The organism is Octadecabacter dasysiphoniae (assembly GCF_021532615.1).
In the GTDB taxonomy this organism is placed as follows: Bacteria; Pseudomonadota; Alphaproteobacteria; order Rhodobacterales; family Rhodobacteraceae; genus Octadecabacter; species Octadecabacter dasysiphoniae.
The window spans coordinates 871,744-888,384 of record NZ_JAKGAQ010000001.1 but is presented as its reverse complement, the minus strand read 5'-3'; the positions used below and the strand labels follow the sequence as shown (position 1 = coordinate 888,384).

At 57.1% G+C, this 16,641-nt stretch carries 18 protein-coding genes and 1 pseudogene; 11 read left to right on the top strand and 8 right to left on the bottom strand.

The window, feature by feature from the left end:
• Positions 1 to 49 precede the first annotated feature (49 nt).
• A complete protein-coding gene (locus L0664_RS04370; RefSeq protein WP_235224398.1) occupies positions 50 to 1,318 on the bottom strand; it encodes a short-chain fatty acyl-CoA regulator family protein in 1,269 nt (422 codons plus the stop codon).
• A 214-nt stretch (positions 1,319 to 1,532) separates the two neighbouring features.
• On the opposite strand from L0664_RS04370, the gene L0664_RS04365 reads away from it, so the two are divergent.
• The 10 genes and pseudogenes from L0664_RS04365 (at position 1,533) to accC (ending at position 11,483) form a co-directional block, all read left to right on the top strand.
• Entirely contained in the window at positions 1,533 to 2,903 is a 1,371-nt protein-coding gene (locus L0664_RS04365) for a substrate-binding protein (RefSeq protein ID WP_235224397.1), read from the top strand.
• Positions 2,904 to 3,035: 132 nt separating this feature from the next.
• Positions 3,036 to 4,067 (top strand): branched-chain amino acid ABC transporter permease, encoded by a 1,032-nt coding sequence (locus tag L0664_RS04360; RefSeq protein WP_235224396.1) that lies wholly within the window; start codon positions 3,036 to 3,038, stop codon positions 4,065 to 4,067.
• Between the two features lie 106 nt (positions 4,068 to 4,173).
• A complete protein-coding gene (locus tag L0664_RS04355; protein WP_235224898.1) occupies positions 4,174 to 5,310 on the top strand; it encodes a branched-chain amino acid ABC transporter permease in 1,137 nt (378 codons plus the stop codon).
• A 2-nt stretch (positions 5,311 to 5,312) separates the two neighbouring features.
• A pseudogene (locus tag L0664_RS04350) lies at positions 5,313 to 5,831 on the top strand (ABC transporter ATP-binding protein); the annotation flags it as partial.
• 15 nt (positions 5,832 to 5,846) lie between these two features.
• Positions 5,847 to 6,071, top strand: a complete 225-nt coding sequence (locus L0664_RS18670) for an ABC transporter ATP-binding protein C-terminal domain-containing protein (RefSeq protein ID WP_418888017.1) — start codon at positions 5,847 to 5,849, stop codon at positions 6,069 to 6,071.
• 49 nt (positions 6,072 to 6,120) lie between these two features.
• Complete coding sequence (locus L0664_RS04345) at positions 6,121 to 6,894, top strand: ABC transporter ATP-binding protein (RefSeq protein ID WP_418888009.1); 774 nt, start codon at positions 6,121 to 6,123, stop codon at positions 6,892 to 6,894.
• Positions 6,895 to 7,059: 165 nt separating this feature from the next.
• Positions 7,060 to 9,009 carry an acetate--CoA ligase gene (gene acs, locus L0664_RS04340; protein WP_418888008.1) on the top strand — a complete coding sequence of 650 codons (1,950 nt, stop codon included), beginning with the start codon at positions 7,060 to 7,062 and terminating at the stop codon, positions 9,007 to 9,009.
• A gap of 145 nt (positions 9,010 to 9,154) precedes the next feature.
• Positions 9,155 to 9,478, top strand: coding sequence for a hypothetical protein (locus L0664_RS04335; protein WP_235224393.1), 324 nt, complete (start codon positions 9,155 to 9,157; stop codon positions 9,476 to 9,478).
• 154 nt (positions 9,479 to 9,632) lie between these two features.
• Positions 9,633 to 10,127 (top strand): acetyl-CoA carboxylase biotin carboxyl carrier protein, encoded by a 495-nt coding sequence (gene accB / locus L0664_RS04330; protein ID WP_235224392.1) that lies wholly within the window; start codon positions 9,633 to 9,635, stop codon positions 10,125 to 10,127.
• A gap of 9 nt (positions 10,128 to 10,136) precedes the next feature.
• A complete protein-coding gene (gene accC, locus L0664_RS04325; RefSeq protein WP_235224391.1) occupies positions 10,137 to 11,483 on the top strand; it encodes an acetyl-CoA carboxylase biotin carboxylase subunit in 1,347 nt (448 codons plus the stop codon).
• On the opposite strand, the gene L0664_RS04320 is transcribed toward accC, so the two are convergent.
• Complete coding sequence (locus L0664_RS04320) at positions 11,484 to 12,188, bottom strand: class I SAM-dependent methyltransferase (RefSeq protein ID WP_235224390.1); 705 nt, start codon at positions 12,186 to 12,188, stop codon at positions 11,484 to 11,486. It lies immediately after the preceding gene.
• 82 nt (positions 12,189 to 12,270) lie between these two features.
• Between L0664_RS04320 and aat the strand changes: the two genes are divergently transcribed.
• Positions 12,271 to 12,912: a leucyl/phenylalanyl-tRNA--protein transferase gene (aat, locus tag L0664_RS04315; protein WP_235224389.1), complete on the top strand. Its 642-nt coding sequence runs from the start codon at positions 12,271 to 12,273 to the stop codon at positions 12,910 to 12,912.
• On the opposite strand, the gene L0664_RS04310 is transcribed toward aat, so the two are convergent.
• The 6 genes from L0664_RS04310 to L0664_RS04285 form a co-directional block, all read right to left on the bottom strand.
• Positions 12,876 to 13,232: a DUF2155 domain-containing protein gene (locus tag L0664_RS04310; protein WP_235224388.1), complete on the bottom strand. Its 357-nt coding sequence runs from the start codon at positions 13,230 to 13,232 to the stop codon at positions 12,876 to 12,878. The two genes, aat and L0664_RS04310, sit on opposite strands and share 37 nt — an antisense overlap.
• On the bottom strand, positions 13,229 to 13,675 hold the full coding sequence (mlaD, locus tag L0664_RS04305) for an outer membrane lipid asymmetry maintenance protein MlaD (RefSeq protein ID WP_235224387.1): 447 nt from the start codon (positions 13,673 to 13,675) through the stop codon (positions 13,229 to 13,231). Before mlaD ends, L0664_RS04310 begins: the two co-directional genes overlap by 4 nt.
• Positions 13,676 to 13,678: 3 nt before the next feature.
• Positions 13,679 to 14,062 (bottom strand): NADH:ubiquinone oxidoreductase subunit NDUFA12, encoded by a 384-nt coding sequence (locus L0664_RS04300; protein ID WP_235224386.1) that lies wholly within the window; start codon positions 14,060 to 14,062, stop codon positions 13,679 to 13,681.
• Positions 14,063 to 14,140: 78 nt separating this feature from the next.
• On the bottom strand, positions 14,141 to 14,521 hold the full coding sequence (locus L0664_RS04295) for a RidA family protein (protein ID WP_235224385.1): 381 nt from the start codon (positions 14,519 to 14,521) through the stop codon (positions 14,141 to 14,143).
• The gene (gene clpX, locus L0664_RS04290; protein ID WP_235224384.1) at positions 14,521 to 15,783 is read right to left on the bottom strand and encodes an ATP-dependent Clp protease ATP-binding subunit ClpX; all 1,263 of its coding nucleotides are present in this window, start codon (positions 15,781 to 15,783) and stop codon (positions 14,521 to 14,523) included. Before clpX ends, L0664_RS04295 begins: the two co-directional genes overlap by 1 nt.
• A gap of 120 nt (positions 15,784 to 15,903) precedes the next feature.
• Positions 15,904 to 16,530 (bottom strand): ATP-dependent Clp protease proteolytic subunit, encoded by a 627-nt coding sequence (locus tag L0664_RS04285; RefSeq protein WP_235224383.1) that lies wholly within the window; start codon positions 16,528 to 16,530, stop codon positions 15,904 to 15,906.
• Between the last annotated feature and the right edge of the window lie 111 nt (positions 16,531 to 16,641).

Here is a 16,641-nt window from a genome sequence, read left to right as displayed (position 1 = left end):
GGCACGACGTGCAGATTATCGCGCTCCGGCAGGTTAAGTCAAAGGCGCGTTACAACAGGCTCGGGTGGCGGCGCGCGGCGCAGTCGTTCACCGGGCACACACGACAGCCCGGCCCAACCACATCTGGCGTTTCATTGGTGCGTGCAGGGCGCACCAGCATCGTCGCCACCACACGTGGTTCTGCCCCAAAGGCCACATCGCCCACGGCCCCCGCAACGGCGAAACATTCAAACGGCGTGCGCGCCGCACCGGGCAGGCGCACAACGCGGCGCAACGCCCGCCCCGGTTGCGACATCGCCTGATACAGCGGCCACAACGGGCACGCCGCCCCCGACCGTGGCAACCGGAAATCAAGCACGGGCTTTTGAAACGTCACAACCCCCGCGCCGTCACACACCGCCAACCCCATCAGGGGCGCATCTGCACTGGCGGGCAAATGGGTCAACCGCCGCAGGATCATATCAAGCGGCACCTGAAACCGCGCCGCTAGACGTGCCGGATCAAACGCAAGCGCGCGTGCGGCTTGCATAAATTCCGCCAACGGCAGTGCGGCGGCATCGCGCGCCGCGCCCTGTGCCCAATTGGTCAGGATGGCATGCGTGGCCTTGTCTGCGCTTGCGTCAAACGTCGCGGGTTCTGCGGTTTCGGATTGGGGCAGATAAAACCCGTTCTGGGCCATGATCGCTTCTGCCTGTTCCAGCGGCGATGCATCCTGCGCGCCGCCCCCCTCCATCTCCATATCCAGAAACCCCAGCAAGGCCTGTGAACTTTCGGCCAGACGGGCTGAATCCGTGTCGATGTTGGTGTGAAACCGCCCGCGCCAATCTGCATCGAGATCCGGCGTTTCCGCCAGAATGGACGCGGTTGATCTGATCGCCGTTGCCGTTGAAATCACCTCGTGCAGGGACGTGGCGATCTGCGTGTCATGGGCCAGACGGTTGGACAGCGCCTCGGTGCGCGCCTCAAGCTGGATGATACGCGCGCGCTGTGCAGCCACCAATGCCGCCCACCCCGGAAACCGCGCCACCAGTTCTTCGGCGCGCGCATCCTCAACGCTGATACCGGGAAACGACGCCGCCGCCTCGCTTACGGGGCCCAACACGGACGCCGCCGTTTCGTCCTCCAGCAGCTTCGCGTCAATCTCAAGCACCCGCGCCAAATCCCCCAACAACCTTGCGCCGATTCTGCGCCGGTTGTGTTCGATCAAATTCAGGTAAGACCCCGAAATCCCGATCGCTTTGGCCACATGCGCCTGCCGCAATCCGATATCCAACCGCCGGTTGCGCACCCGCGTCCCTGTCAGCACCCGTTCTGCCATTACGATTCCCTTAACCTTTTCAGCGAAATTCTGCGCCGCTTAGATAATTTCTTTACAAAATACCGCTTCGCCGCGTCGATGTCTTTACAAAAATGTGATTACTCTCTCGGCGGTTATTGAGACCGTGTAAAAACTACCGTCTATTGGGTATGCTACTAAAAGCACGTGCATCGCGGCGGGAGGCTTCGATGCATTTCTCTAGGGAGGATAATAAATGTCCAAATCAAACTTTACACGTCGTGGTGTGATCAAGACAGGTGCCGTTGCTGGTGCCGGTCTCGCGGTTCCACAGTACCTGCGCGCTGATGGCCATGCTGGCTTCACCAACGCACCGGGCGACTCCGAAGTCGTTCTCGGCTTCAACGTTCCACAGTCCGGTCCTTACGCGGACGAGGGCGCAGACGAACTGCGCGCCTATGAGCTGGCAGTCGAGCACCTGAACGGTGGCGGCGACGGCGGCATGTTGCAGACGTTCTCATCCAAAGCTCTCGATGGTACAGGTATCCTGGGCCGCGAAGTGAAGTACGTCACAGGCGACACACAGACAAAATCCGACGCGGCGCGCGCATCTGCACGTTCCATGATCGAAAAAGACGGCGCTATCATGATCACGGGTGGTTCGTCCTCCGGTGTTGCTGTTGCGGTTCAGGCACTTTGCCAAGAAGCCGGCATCATGTTCATGGCGGGTCTGACCCACTCCAACGACACAACCGGTAAGGACCGCAAGGCCAACGGTTTCCGTCACTTCTTCAACTCCTACATGACCGGTGCTGCACTCGCGCCTGTTCTGGCGGCGCAGTACGGCACAGACCGTAAGGCATACCACCTGACAGCCGACTACAACTGGGGCTACACAACTGAGGAAGCCATCCGCGCCTCCACAGAAGCCATGGGTTGGGAAACAGTGAACTCGGTGAAAACACCGCTGACACAGACGGACTTCTCGTCCTACATCGCACCTGTCCTGAACTCCGGTGCCGACGTTCTGGTTCTGAACCACTACGGCGGAAACATGATCAACTCCCTGACGAACGCTGTTCAGTTCGGCCTGCGTGATGCGCAAGCCAACGGTAAGAACTTCGAAATCGTTGTTCCTCTCTACTCCGAGCTGATGGCTCGTGGTGCGGGCGCGAACATTGCAGGTATCCTTGGTTCGCAGAACTGGGACTGGAAGATCGAAAACCAGCTGGGCGCGAAGTACGCAGGTACAAACGCATTCGTTCAGTCGTTTGGTACAAAGTACGGCTTCCCACCATCACAGGCGGCGCACACAACATACGTGCAGACCCTGCTGTATGCGGATGCTGTTCAGCGTGCGGGTTCCTTCGCACCATGTGCAGTTGTCGAAGCCCTCGAAGGCTTTGAATTTGACGGCATGGGCAACGGCCCAACACTGTATCGTGCGGACGATCACCAGTGCTTCAAGGACGTTCTCGTCGTGCGCGGCAAAGAGAACCCCGAAAACGAATTCGACCTCGTTGAAATCGTTGAAGTTACGCCAGTTGATCAGGTCACATATGCACCAGATCACCCACAGATGGGCGGCGCAGATGCGTCCCTCGGTGAGTGCAACAACGGCGCATAAGCCACTTTGTCCGGGCGATCTCGTGTCGCCCGGACACCTTATTTCTAAGACAATTCAACACCCCGCCGCGTACCAGTATGCTTTCACTGCGCGTGCGGAGCCTATGCACCCCGATCAGAGGTAACCGCCCCCATGGACCAGATCATCGTTCAAGTTCTCAACGGTCTCGACAAAGGCTCCGCTTATGCGTTGATCGCCCTTGGCCTGACCATCATCTTTGGCACATTGGGCGTTGTGAACTTCGCCCACGGTGCTTTGTTCATGATGGGCGCGTTCTGCGCTGTTATCACATCGAAAATCCTGTCCGCATCCCACCGCGTGGTGGATGAAACCCGCACAGACTTCCTCGGCAATCCGCTCGAGGTCGAAACATTCTATGTGCAGGACTGGTTCGGTATGGCCGCCGGTCAGACCATTATGGAATGGGCCGTGCCCATCGCGATCATCTTTGCCATTCCGGTGATGATCCTTGTGGGCTTTGCGATGGAACGCGGGTTGATCAAACACTTCTATCACCGCCCCCACGCCGACCAGATCCTCGTGACGTTTGGCCTCGCGCTGGTGATCGGTGAAATCATCAAATACACATTCGGTGCCAACCCGATCCAGACCCCTGCCCCACCGGCCTTTACCGGCTCTTTGGATTTCGGCGTGTTCCTCGGATACGAAGCACAGACCATCATGTATCCCTACTGGCGCTTAGTCTATTTCTTCTTCTCCGCGATCATCATCGCCGCTGTGTTCGCCTTTTTGCAATTCACCACCTTCGGCATGGTTGTGCGTGCAGGCATGGCGGATCGTGAAACTGTCGGCCTTCTGGGCATCAACATCGACAAACGCTTTACGTTCATGTTCGGTCTTGCAGCGGCAGTCGCAGGTGTGGCGGGCGTGATGTATGCGCCGATCGTTGCCCCGAACTATAACATGGGCCTCGACTTTCTGGTGCTCAGCTTTGTTGTGGTTGTTGTGGGCGGCATGGGCTCACTGCCCGGTGCTGTCGCGGCTGGCTTCCTTCTGGGGATCCTCGAAAGCTTTGCATCCATGCCAGCCATCGTCGACATCCTGCCCGGCATCAACCAAATCATCATCTACCTTGTCGCAATTCTGATCCTGCTGACCCGCCCACGTGGTCTGATGGGTCGCAAAGGCGTGATGGAGGAATAATCCAATGACAGATCAAACAACACAAACGCCGGTCTCCACACCGGCCCGCGCAAAACCCGCCAAGGGCGGATTTCTGGGGCTGACCTCAAACGACAGCACCTTGCTGATGATCATCTTTGGTTTGCTGATCTTTGCACCCTTCATCCTGAATCCCTTCCCCGAAGGATCAGCGATGGCGCAATTCAACGCGGGCTACCCCGACTTGATGCAGCGTTTCGTGATCTTCGGCATCTTCGCCATCGGGTTCAACATTCTGTTTGGCCTTACGGGCTACCTCAGCTTTGGACACGCCGCCTTTCTCGGTGTCGGATCCTACGCCGCGATCTGGAGCATGAAGCTGGTCACGCTCAACGTGATCCCGGCCATCATCATGGCGATCATCGTGGCGGGTGCGTTTTCATGGGTGGTTGGTAAAATCTCCCTGCGCCGCTCGGGTATCTACTTTTCGATCCTGACACTGGCGTTTGCGCAAATGTCCTACGCCCTCGCTTATTCGGTGCTGACACCGATCACAGGTGGTGAAACGGGCCTTCAGATCAAGAACACGGACAACCCGTTGTTCGGGTCTTTGAACCCCGGTGAAATCGGGCGCGCTAATTTCTTCGGGCTTGAAATGGGCAATTCCTACATGCTGGAAATCGGCAATTGGGTGTTCACGTTCAACCTTGGCTACTACATCGCTGCCGTTGCCATGCTGGTCGCGTTCTATCTGTCCATCCGCATCTTCCGCTCTCCGTTCGGGATCATGCTGCGGGCGGTCAAATCCAACCAGCAGCGGATGAACTACACAGGTCTTGAACCCAAACGCTACACGCTCTGGGCCTTCGTGATTTCTGGCATGTTTGCCGGTTTGGCCGGTGGTCTGATGGTCGCCATGGATACCCAAGTTGGCCCCGAACGCATGTTCTGGACAGCCTCGGGCGAAGTCGTGATCATGACGATCCTGGGCGGTGCGGGCACCCTGATGGGCCCAGTGCTGGGCGCGGGCTTTATCAAGTACCTCGAAAACATCGTGTCCAAAATCAACAAGGACATCTTGCACCAGTGGTTCGCCTTCCTGCCCGACGGGTTCGAAGATTTGATGGTCACGCTGGTCTACCCTTTCGTGGGCAAAGGCTGGCACCTGACCATGGGCATCTTGTTCATGCTGGTCGTGATCTTCCTGCCCGGTGGTCTGGTAGAAGGCGGCAAACGCATCGCTGGCCTGTTCACCCGCAAGAAAACCGCAGATAAGGAATCCTGAACATGGCAATCCTCTCAGTCAAAGGCGTCAACAAACGCTTCGGCGGCCTTCAGGCCCTCGGTGATGTGAACCTCGACGTGGAAGAAAACACCTGCCACGCGATCATCGGCCCGAACGGCGCGGGTAAATCCACCCTTCTCAACGTGCTGGTCGGAAAACTGATCCCGGATTCAGGGTCTGTCGTGTTTGACGGCCAATCCGTGCTGGGGCGCAAACCGCACCAGATCAACCAGATGGGTATTTCCCGCGTGTTCCAGACACCGGAAATCTTCGGCGATCTGACGGTGATCGAAAACATGCTGATCCCGTGTTTTGCCAAACGCGACGGCAGCTTTCGCATGCACGCCATCGAATCCGTGCGCGACGAAGGCGACATGATCGCAAAGGCCGAATCCATGCTCGACGAAGTCAACATGCTCGACAAAACCGACATGCTGGCATCTTCGATGTCACGGGGCGACAAACGCCGCCTTGAAATGGCGATGTGCCTTGTGCAGGAACCCCGCCTTTTGCTGCTGGATGAACCCACAGCAGGCATGGCCCGCGCAGATACGGAAAACACGATCCAGCTGCTCAAGGACATCCGTACATCCCGCGGCATCACCATGGCGATCATTGAACACGACATGAACGTGGTGTTTTCACTGGCCGAACGCATCACCGTTCTGGCCCAAGGCACCCCTCTTGTCGAAGATACGCCCGACAACATCAAAGGCCACCCGAAGGTCCGCGAAGCCTACCTCGGCGAAGCGCAGGTTTAAGGAACAGCCGTCGGATACCCTTGGGAATCCGCGCAAGTAAGGAAGTACCATGACACACGTTGAAGAACTCCGCCCCGAAGGCACATTCGACAAAAACCGCAATATGGCCTCCACCAATGCCAAATTCCTGTCCGTCTGGAACATGGAAGCCTACTACGGCGAAAGCTACATCGTCCAAGGCGTCAGCTTTGACATCCACGAGGGCGAAATCCTTGCACTGCTGGGGCGCAACGGTGCGGGCAAAACCTCCACCCTGCGCGCGCTGGCCCGCATGGATGACCCACAGCTGAACAGTGGTGAAATCTGGCTTGATCACCAGCCCGTCCACGACATGAAATCATGGCAGGCGTCACAATCCGGCATTCAGCTTGTGCCCGAAGACCGCTCCATCATTCCCGGCCTCACCGTCGAAGAAAACCTCAAGCTCGCACAGATCGCACCGCCCAAGGGCTGGTCGCTGGAACGGGTCTATGAATTGTTCCCCCGCCTCAAGGAACGCCGCAAACAGGACGGCGTGACATTGTCGGGCGGCGAACAGCAAATGCTCGCCATCGCGCGCGCCCTGTGCCGCGACATCAAAGTGCTGCTGCTTGATGAACCTTACGAAGGCCTCGCGCCCGTCATCGTGCAAGAAATCGCCAAGACGCTGGAACTGATCCGCGACCAAGGCATCACGACCATCATCGTAGAACAAAACGCCGTCGCCGCGCTGAAACTGGCCGACCGCGCCGTGATCCTCGACATCGGCAAAGTCGTCTATGATGGCTCCGCAAAAGAGGTGCTTGAGGACGAGGATTTGCGCTCCAAATACCTCGCAATCTGACTTTCGTTGGGCAGGATACGTCCTGCCCGACACGTCTCACGGGTTTTGTGTTCAAGGTCAGTGGCTTAGCGAAAATCGGCCCCAAAGCCCAGATATCGTGCCATACCAGACCCATACTGAACCCATACCAAACCCATACCGCCCAAAATACAAATGAGGGACCCCATGTCCAACACATACCCCCCCACCGATGCCTTCGCCAAAACCGCCCACGCGGACGCAGAAACCTATGCAAAGATGTACGCAGATTCCATGGCCGATCCGGATGCGTTCTGGGGTGAACATGGCAAGCGGATTGATTGGATTAAGCCTTATTCTAAGGTGAAAAACACCTCCTTTGCCCCTGGAAACGTTGACATTAAATGGTTCGAGGACGGCACGCTGAACGTCTCTGCCAACTGCGTGGACCGCCACGTTGAAACGCGCGGCGATCAAACGGCAATCATCTGGGAACCGGACGATCCAAACACCACCGACGCGATGCACATCACCTACCGTGACTTGCAAACCAGCGTCAGCAAAATGGCAAATATCCTGCAAGATCTGGGGGTTAGCAAAGGCGACCGCGTCGTAATCTACCTCCCCATGATCCCCGAAGCCGCCTATGCGATGCTGGCCTGTACGCGCATCGGCGCGGTGCATTCCATCGTGTTCGCAGGCTTTTCACCGGATGCCTTGGGTGCACGGATCAACGGCTGCGACGCCAAAGTCGTCATCACCGCCGATCACGCACCACGCGGCGGGCGCTCTACCCCGTTGAAATCTAACGCGGATGCGGCACTGCTGCACTGTAAGGAATCTGTTAAGTGTCTTGTGGTAAAACGCACAGGCGAACAGACCACGTGGACAGATCGCGATTATTCCTACAACGACATGGTGCTTGAGGCTGACGATTACCAAAAACCCGTAGAAATGGCCGCCGAAGACCCGCTGTTCATCCTCTACACCTCCGGTTCGACCGGCCAGCCCAAAGGCGTCGTTCACACAACAGGCGGTTACCTCGTCTACGCCGCGATGACGCATGAATACACGTTCGATTATCACGACGGCGATGTGTTCTGGTGCACCGCAGACGTCGGCTGGGTCACAGGCCACAGCTATATCGTCTACGGCCCGCTGGCCAACGGCGGCACGACGATCATGTTTGAAGGCGTGCCCACCTACCCTGACGCGGGTCGGTTCTGGGAAGTCTGTGCAAAGCACAAGGTTAACCAATTCTATACCGCCCCCACCGCCATCCGCGCGCTGATGGCCGCAGGGCCAGAATGGGTGGAAAAACATGACCTTAGCGATCTAAAACTGCTCGGCTCCGTTGGTGAACCGATCAACCCCGAGGCTTGGAATTGGTACTATAACGTGGTCGGCAAAGGGAATGTGCCCATCGTCGACACCTTCTGGCAGACCGAAACTGGTGGCCATATGCTCACTCCGCTGCCCGGTGCCACGACCCTGAAACCCGGTGCCGCACAGGCCCCGTTCTTTGGCGTCAAACCTGTGGTCCTCGATCCTCAATCGGGCGAAGAAATTCACGGGAACGACGTCGAAGGCGTGCTGTGCATCGGTGACAGCTGGCCCGGCCAGATGCGCACCGTCTGGGGCGATCACGAACGGTTCGAAAAGACCTATTTCGGCGATTACGCAGGCTATTATTTCTCCGGTGACGGCTGCAAACGCGACGCAGACGGCGATTACTGGGTCACGGGCCGCGTGGACGATGTGATCAACGTGTCCGGCCACCGCATGGGCACCGCAGAGGTCGAATCCGCCCTTGTGGCCCACGTCAAAGTCGCCGAAGCGGCCGTTGTGGGCTACCCCCACGACATCAAAGGCCAAGGCATCTACGCCTACGTGACCTTGATGAACAACGAAGAACCTTCCGAAGACTTGCGCAAGGAACTTGAAAAATGGGTCCGCTCCGAAATCGGCCCCATCGCCAAACCGGACCTTATTCAATGGGCGCCGGGCCTGCCGAAAACCCGTTCCGGCAAGATCATGCGCCGCATTCTGCGCAAGATCGCCGAGGATGATTTTGGTGCCTTGGGCGACACGTCCACCTTGGCAGACCCAAGCGTGGTCGAAGACCTGATCGAAAACCGGATGAACAAAAGCAGCTGATCCGGCATCAACCCTAAGAAAAAACGCCGCGCAGTCCGTCTGTGCGGCGTTTTTACGTGGGCATGCGGAATTTTTCACGATTCCTTAAATCTTTTGCTGTCTTATATCTGTGGTGGGGGCTCCGTTCTAAGGATTGGAGCACAAGATGGAACTTCAAGTAACGCAAGGGCAAGCTCCTGCTTTGACAGCACAACAAGCCGCACCAGAACCTGCGCAACCGGATGGGCGTGCGTCCGCAGATGCAGCGGCAACCACAAAAGACCCCTCCCCAGATATTCCGATCCCCGCCCCGGCAAGCCCGTCCCAGACTGGTTTGGTCAGTAAAGCCGCATTATCTGACGAAGATGCCGCACCAAAACTGGATACCTCCGGCGTGTCCGAGGTCCAGCGCATGCTGAAACCTTACGGCATCTCTATGCTGCCCGAAAAGCAGGACGCCCCCAAACAGAACCTCCCCCCAGAGGCATGATCGATCCGTTCTGACTGACGTGGCGTCATTTTTCCCCGCCTCGCCCGCTTCCCCCCCTCGCCACCTTGGTGTAGGACTTTGTTAGCGTTTGCGCTAAACCCAGCGTACACGCCCAAAAGACAGGCAACAGGACAGGCTAAAAGCCGGGGGAACAATGACCAAAAAAACGCCTCATGATACCGATGTCAGCTTTATTCAGGCACTGGCCGAACTGCTGCGCGAAAATGATCTGACCGAACTTCAGGTCAAACGCGAATACGGCGAAAACGACGCGCTGAACGTGCGCGTCAGCCGCCAGCACCCCGCACAGGTCGTGACCCAGATGGCACCAGCGCCAGCCGCCGCGCCAGTTGCGCCCGCCGCAGCCCCCGCAGCCGCACCTGCCGCTGAACCAACAGCAGACCCGGCAAGCCTGCCAGGCGCTGTAACGTCACCCATGGTCGGGACCGTCTACATGGCACCCGAACCGGACGCGCCCGCCTTCGTTAAAGTCGGCGACAGCGTCAAAGAAGGCGACACATTGCTGATCATCGAAGCAATGAAAACCATGAACCACATTCCCGCGCCCAAATCCGGCACGGTCAAGCGCATCGTCGTTGGTGACGGCGCGCCCGTGGAATTCGGCGCCCCGCTGATGATCGTCGAATAGGCCTGCGCCATGTTTGACAAAATCCTCATCGCGAACCGCGGCGAAATAGCCCTTCGTGTCATCCGTGCCTGTCGCGAAATGGGCATCGGATCCGTTGCCGTTCATTCCACCGCTGATGCTGATGCGATGCACGTGCGTATGGCGGACGAATCCGTTTGTATTGGCCCGCCCTCTGCACAGCAAAGTTACCTCAGCTTTCCAGCCATCATCTCGGCCTGTGAAATCACCGGGGCACAAGCAATCCACCCCGGCTATGGTTTCCTGAGCGAGAACGCCCAGTTCGTGCAGATCGTCGAAGACCACGGCCTGACATTTATCGGCCCCACCGCGGAACATATCCGCACGATGGGCGATAAAATTACCGCCAAGGATACGATGAAGGCCCTTGGCGTGCCGTGCGTGCCAGGGTCCGAAGGCGGTGTAGATACCGTCGAAGACGCCCTTAAAATTGGCGAAGAATTCGGCTATCCCGTTATTATCAAGGCCACAGCAGGTGGCGGCGGTAAGGGGATGAAGGTCGCCAATTCCGCCGAAGACATGAAATCTGCATTCCAGACGGCCCGCGCCGAAGGGAAATCAAATTTCGGCAATCCCGATGTCTACATCGAGAAATATCTGACCACCCCGCGCCACATCGAAATCCAGGTTTTCGGTGACGGAAAAGGCAATGCCGTGCATTTGGGCGAACGTGATTGTTCGCTTCAGCGCCGCCACCAAAAAGTGTTCGAAGAAGCCCCCGGCCCCGCGATCAGCGCCAAGGAACGCGCCGAAATCGGCAAAGTCTGCGCCGACGCCTGTGCGCGCATCAACTACATCGGTGCCGGCACGATCGAATTTCTGTACGAGAACGGCGAGTTTTATTTCATCGAAATGAACACCCGTCTTCAGGTGGAACACCCCGTTACTGAGGCCATTTTCGATCAGGACCTTGTGCGCGAACAAATCCGTGTGGCGTCCGGCATGCCAATGTCATTCACGCAGGACGATCTGAAAATTCGCGGCCACGCGATCGAAGTGCGGATCAATGCGGAAAAGCTGCCTAATTTCTCACCCTGCCCGGGTCGGATCACGCAGTTTCACGCCCCCGGTGGCCTCGGCGTGCGGATGGATTCCGCGCTTTATGACGGCTATTCAATCCCGCCGTACTACGACAGCTTGATCGGCAAATTGATCGTCCACGGCCGCGATCGCCCCGAAGCACTGGCCCGTTTGGCCCGCGCCCTTGGGGAATTGATCGTGGACGGAGTAGATACGACCGTGCCGTTGTTCCATGCATTGTTGCAAGAAGATGCAGTGTTAACAGGGGATTACAACATCCACTGGCTGGAACACTGGCTCGAGGAAAACCTACAGTAATTATTTGGGGCGCAGCACGCAGGTGCCGCGCCTCATCTTTTCACTGCGGTAATAATCCGACACACCGCGCCGGTCATCTTCGGCGCGCGCGTTCCAATCCACCCAATCAATATCAAACGCCAGCGCCTCTGCCATTTTTTCCATCGCGCGAAAACTCGGCACCGCTTTGATCGCACGTTCCTGCCCTTCGTACTGCGGGATCGCGTTCAGGACGTTGGACGTGCGTTCGGTGATCAGCATCATGATCGGCGCGGGTCGCAACAGAAATTCACTGTCCACAATGATCAGTTTTGGCTTCAATCTCCGGACCAATTGGAACAGGCGGAAATGATCCATAAGGTGGTACAGAATTCCAAAAACACCAACAACATCATAGGTTTCCCCGTTGGCGATGGCTTTTTCCATTCCTTCATACAGATCATCAACGCGCAATTCGATTTTGTCACGCAGGGCGGCATCTGGATAGTCGGTGAACTTGTCCACCATGTCCTGCCGCCCCTCGATCCCGACAACAGACGCGGCCCCCGCCCCCGCAAAGGCATAACACCAGCGCCCGTCATGGGACGCCAGATCAAGAACCTTGGCGCCTGAAATGTCACCCTCAAAGGGTTCGATCAGCGCTTCGTAGCGTTTGTTCATACGGGGTACGGGCGCGGAATGGTCGTGGTAGTGTGGAAGATCCGCGATAAAATCAAAAAAGCCCAAGTCAAATGCCCCTCTCTAAGGTTATCGAATTATTTACCCCCCAGCCTGATCGTGCAACAACCATCGCGAGAAAAGGGAAATTATGACGACGACACTCACCCCTGATATGTTGGTCGCTGCCTATGCCGGCGGGATTTTCCCGATGGCAGAACATCGCGACGACACGGAGCTGTTCTGGGTGGACCCACGCCAGCGTGGCGTGTTGCCGTTGGATCAATTCCATATCTCCCGGTCATTGCGCAAGACCATCAAATCAGGCCGGTTTCAAATCACCTATGATACTGATTTTGCAGGCGTAGTTGCCGGTTGTGCCGCTCGCGATGAAACGTGGATCAACGATATGCTGGCTGAACTTTACGGCCAATTGCACCTTGCCCGTTTGGCACGTTCTATCGAGATCAGGGAAGACGGGGCCCTTGTCGGGGGTGTCTTTGGCATCACATTGGGCGGCGCGTTCTTTGGCGAAAGCATGTTCAGCACGCGCACCGATGCATCCAAAGTAGCGCTGGCTTATTTGGTGGACCGTTTGCGCGAAGGCGGCTTCGCGCTGTTTGATACACAGTTTATCACACCGCATTTGCGCAGCTTGGGCGGGGCAGAAATCCCGCGCTCGGACTACCGAAAAATGCTAAGCGCGGCCTTGGCATTGGACGCGGGGTTTGACCGCCAAAAGGCCGTGCCAGCCCCCTATTCGCTGCTACAACGCAACGCCCAAACATCGTAACGCGGATGATCCAGCGCGTTCAACGCGGGCGCAGATGCGATCATCCAGCCGCGAAACACGGGGTCGGTGGAATTGTTGTAAACAACGGTCAACAAGGTGTAGGCATCGCCCGTGCGGTTGCCGCTTGGAAAGCGGCATTCGGTCATCGTCACGGCCAAAAGGCCAACCATCTGCGTCTGACCATTGCGAAATTCAATGTCTTGTGTGCGACCTGTGATCTTGTCGAGAACGCGAAGAGTCCCGCCAGGTGCGGTCGTTGACTGTTGTGCGGCAAGTGGCAACGCCAGGCAAAGCGCCAGCGCTGTGACCAGCCATTTCACGCCTCGTCCCCGCCAACGAACTTTAGCAACAGCTGGATCAGGCTTACGGCGCCTTGCGTGTCTTGCACCAACGCACCGTCCGCGAACATTTCAAACGATCCGCCGGGCACCAATTCAACGAACGTGCCGCCCAGCAAGCCTTCGGATGCGACGACTGCGGCGCTGTCATCGGGAATGGCGATACCTTCATCAATCGCGAACGTCACATCGGCGCGGTATGTTTCAAGGTTCAGATCAAGGCCGCTGACCGTGCCGACTGATACACCTGCCATGCGGATGTCCGTGCCGACTGTCACGCCTTCGGCTGATCGGAAATTCGCAGTCAGGTTAAGGCCAGCCGTGCCACCACTCAGCCCCGTGGCGCTGGCGATGTACCACAAAAACCCGAGCGCTGCTGCCAGTACGGCGGCGCCCACGACAACTTCGGTGGTGTTTTCACGCATCGTTTATTCCGGCGTCCAGGCTTCGTAATCGGAACGCGGTGCCGGGTCCGAACGGCGAATGGACCCTTTCGGGGCATAGGCCTCGGCCGTCCCTGTCAGGTTTGCCTCGTGGGGCTTTTCCCAATCTTTGTGGGCCAATGGCGCATCTTTTGGCGTTTCGTCCCACGTGTGGTGCAGCCAACCATGCCAGTCGGGGTTGACGCGACTGCCCTCAATTTCGCCATTGTAGATGACCCAACGGCGATCACCGGCAGCGTTCGTGTAATAGATATTGCCAAGCGCGTCTTCGCCGACCTTTTTGCCTTTACGCCATGTCCACAACTGTGTGCCGAGCGTCTGCCCGTCCCACCACGTGAAAATACGTTTGATAAAGTTGAAAACGCCCATGACTTCGGCTCCGTTTGGCTATGCTTTGTCATGCCTGATAACACGACCAAGGTCCAGAGGCTGCGTGGTTCGGGCGCGTTATCCCGCCAGCGCGGTGACTTCGATTTCGATCCGATACTTGGGATCAATCAGCCCACATTCGATCATGGTCGCGGCGGGCGGGTTTGCCCCAAAGGCGTCTTTCAACAACGGCCAGCAGGGTTCGAACTCAGCCGCATCAGGCAGCATGTAGGTCACCCGGATGACATCGGCAAAAGAAACGCCCGCTTCTGACAAAGCATTTCCAATGATTTCAAGGGCCAAACGGCATTGCTGCGTGACATCAGCTGGGACATCGCCTGTGGCGCGATCTACGCCAACACAGCCTGACACATGGACAAATCCACCGGCGACGACGGCACGCGAATAGCCGACTTTGGCTTCAAATTCCCCACCGGACGAAATGCGACGGATCGACATTATCCAGCCGTCGCAGGTTCTTTTTTGCTTTCATCGTGGATCATCAACGGTTGCGCGTCAGGGCCAACGGCCTCTTCGTTGACGACAACTTCGGTGACAGTGTCCATGCCCGGCAGTTCAAACATCGTATCAAGAAGGATGTCTTCCATGATGGATCGCAGACCACGGGCGCCCGTTTTGCGTTCAATCGCACGTTTCGCGATTGCTGTCAGGGCATCTTCGGTGAAGGTCAGCTTGGCATCTTCGAGTTCGAACAGGCGCTGGTATTGCTTAACCAATGCGTTTTTGGGCTTGGACAGGATCGTGACAAGCGCGTCTTCGTCGAGGTCTTCGAGCGTCGCAATCACGGGAAGACGACCAACAAATTCAGGGATCAGGCCAAATTTCAGCAGATCTTCTGGTTCGAGGTCTGTAAAAATCTCACCGACACCGCGATCATCGGGGCCGCGCACTTCTGCGCCAAAGCCCATGCCAGCACCTTTGCCACGCTGCGCGATAATCTTGTCGAGGCCCGCAAACGCGCCGCCGCAGACGAACAAGATGTTCGTCGTGTCGACCTGAAGGAATTCCTGCTGCGGATGCTTGCGCCCCCCCTGCGGAGGAACGGAGGCAACGGTGCCTTCCATGATCTTCAGCAACGCCTGTTGGACGCCTTCACCCGATACATCGCGGGTGATGCTGGGGTTGTCGGATTTGCGGGTAATCTTATCGACTTCGTCAATGTAAACGATGCCGCGCTGCGCGCGTTCGACGTTGTATTCAGAGGCCTGAAGCAATTTCAGAATGATGTTTTCAACGTCTTCGCCGACATAACCCGCTTCGGTCAGGGTCGTCGCGTCGGCCATCGTGAACGGCACGTCAAGAATGCGAGCCAGCGTTTGGGCCAACAAAGTCTTACCACAGCCCGTTGGGCCGATCAGCATGATGTTGGATTTCGCCAGCTCAATATCCGATTTCTCGGCGTGGTTCAGGCGTTTGTAGTGGTTGTGAACAGCCACGGACAAAACGCGTTTCGCGTGGGATTGGCCAATAACGTAATCATCCAGCACCTGACAGATTTCCAATGGTGTCGGAACACCCTCAGACGCCTTGAGGCCCGCTGATTTGGTTTCCTCGCGGATGATGTCCATACAAAGTTCAACGCATTCATCACAGATGAACACGGTCGGCCCTGCAATCAGTTTGCGCACCTCATGCTGGCTCTTGCCGCAAAAGCTACAATAAAGGGTGTTTTTGCTGTCGCCGCCAGACGCTGTCGCCATGTCGATTTCCTTCGGCTTTTTCCCGCACGTTCGGGGCCTTAAAATATGTTTCGGGCTGCTTTGGCACGTACCCTACGGCAGCCCGAAATTGTCTACAACGCCAAAACGCGATGTGTTACATTAGCTATCGTCATCTTCTTTGGTGCGGTTTTCGACGATTTCGTCGATATGGCCCCAATCTTTGGCTTCTTGCGGCGTCATCCACGTGTCGCGATCCAGCGCCTTTTCAACGGCCTTTTGGGTTTGGCCTGTGTGCGTTGTATAAAGTTTATACAGCTGTTCACGGGTGCGTTGGATGTGGTTGGCGCGGATTAGAATATCCGATGCCATGCCTTGTGCCCCACCAGAGGGCTGGTGCACCATCACTTCGGCGTTTGGCAGCGCGAACCGCATGCCTTTTTCGCCGCCAACTGCAATCACCGACCCCATTGAGGCTGCCATACCGCAAATCAGCGTGCTGACCTTGGGTTTGATGTATTGCATCGTGTCATAAATCGACATGCCGGCAGACACTTCGCCGCCCGGTGAATTGATATACATGCTGATTTCTTTTTTCGGGTTCTCCGCCTCAAGGTGCAGCAATTGTGCGACGATCAGGTGGCTCATTCCGCTGTGGATCGGGCCATTTACAAAAATGATCCGTTCTTTCAACAAACGAGAGAAAATATCGTAGGCGCGTTCACCGCGGCTGGTCTGTTCGACCACCATAGGAACGAGATTCATGTAGGTTTCTACGGGATCATGCATGGGCTTTGCCTCGGTATTTGGGACGCGTTCGGCGCCGTGTACAGGAATTGTGTTACGCAAACCTTAGTGGCGCAAATCGGGGGCCACAAGGGCACCTTTGGAGGCAATATA

What these genes read in the sequence shown, in the direction of transcription:
- L0664_RS04370 (WP_235224398.1), bottom strand. Translation starts at nt 1,318, where the DNA reads ATGGCAGAACGGGTGCTGACAGGGACGCGGGTGCGCAACCGGCGGTTG.
- L0664_RS04365 (WP_235224397.1), top strand. Translation starts at nt 1,533, where the DNA reads ATGTCCAAATCAAACTTTACACGTCGTGGTGTGATCAAGACAGGTGCC.
- L0664_RS04360 (WP_235224396.1), top strand. Translation starts at nt 3,036, where the DNA reads ATGGACCAGATCATCGTTCAAGTTCTCAACGGTCTCGACAAAGGCTCC.
- L0664_RS04355 (WP_235224898.1), top strand. Translation starts at nt 4,174, where the DNA reads ATGATCATCTTTGGTTTGCTGATCTTTGCACCCTTCATCCTGAATCCC.
- L0664_RS18670 (WP_418888017.1), top strand. Translation starts at nt 5,847, where the DNA reads ATGGCCCGCGCAGATACGGAAAACACGATCCAGCTGCTCAAGGACATC.
- L0664_RS04345 (WP_418888009.1), top strand. Translation starts at nt 6,121, where the DNA reads ATGACACACGTTGAAGAACTCCGCCCCGAAGGCACATTCGACAAAAAC.
- acs (WP_418888008.1), top strand. Translation starts at nt 7,060, where the DNA reads ATGTCCAACACATACCCCCCCACCGATGCCTTCGCCAAAACCGCCCAC.
- L0664_RS04335 (WP_235224393.1), top strand. Translation starts at nt 9,155, where the DNA reads ATGGAACTTCAAGTAACGCAAGGGCAAGCTCCTGCTTTGACAGCACAA.
- accB (WP_235224392.1), top strand. Translation starts at nt 9,633, where the DNA reads ATGACCAAAAAAACGCCTCATGATACCGATGTCAGCTTTATTCAGGCA.
- accC (WP_235224391.1), top strand. Translation starts at nt 10,137, where the DNA reads ATGTTTGACAAAATCCTCATCGCGAACCGCGGCGAAATAGCCCTTCGT.
- aat (WP_235224389.1), top strand. Translation starts at nt 12,271, where the DNA reads ATGACGACGACACTCACCCCTGATATGTTGGTCGCTGCCTATGCCGGC.
- mlaD (WP_235224387.1), bottom strand. Translation starts at nt 13,675, where the DNA reads ATGCGTGAAAACACCACCGAAGTTGTCGTGGGCGCCGCCGTACTGGCA.
- L0664_RS04300 (WP_235224386.1), bottom strand. Translation starts at nt 14,062, where the DNA reads ATGGGCGTTTTCAACTTTATCAAACGTATTTTCACGTGGTGGGACGGG.
- L0664_RS04295 (WP_235224385.1), bottom strand. Translation starts at nt 14,521, where the DNA reads ATGTCGATCCGTCGCATTTCGTCCGGTGGGGAATTTGAAGCCAAAGTC.
- clpX (WP_235224384.1), bottom strand. Translation starts at nt 15,783, where the DNA reads ATGGCGACAGCGTCTGGCGGCGACAGCAAAAACACCCTTTATTGTAGC.
- L0664_RS04285 (WP_235224383.1), bottom strand. Translation starts at nt 16,530, where the DNA reads ATGCATGATCCCGTAGAAACCTACATGAATCTCGTTCCTATGGTGGTC.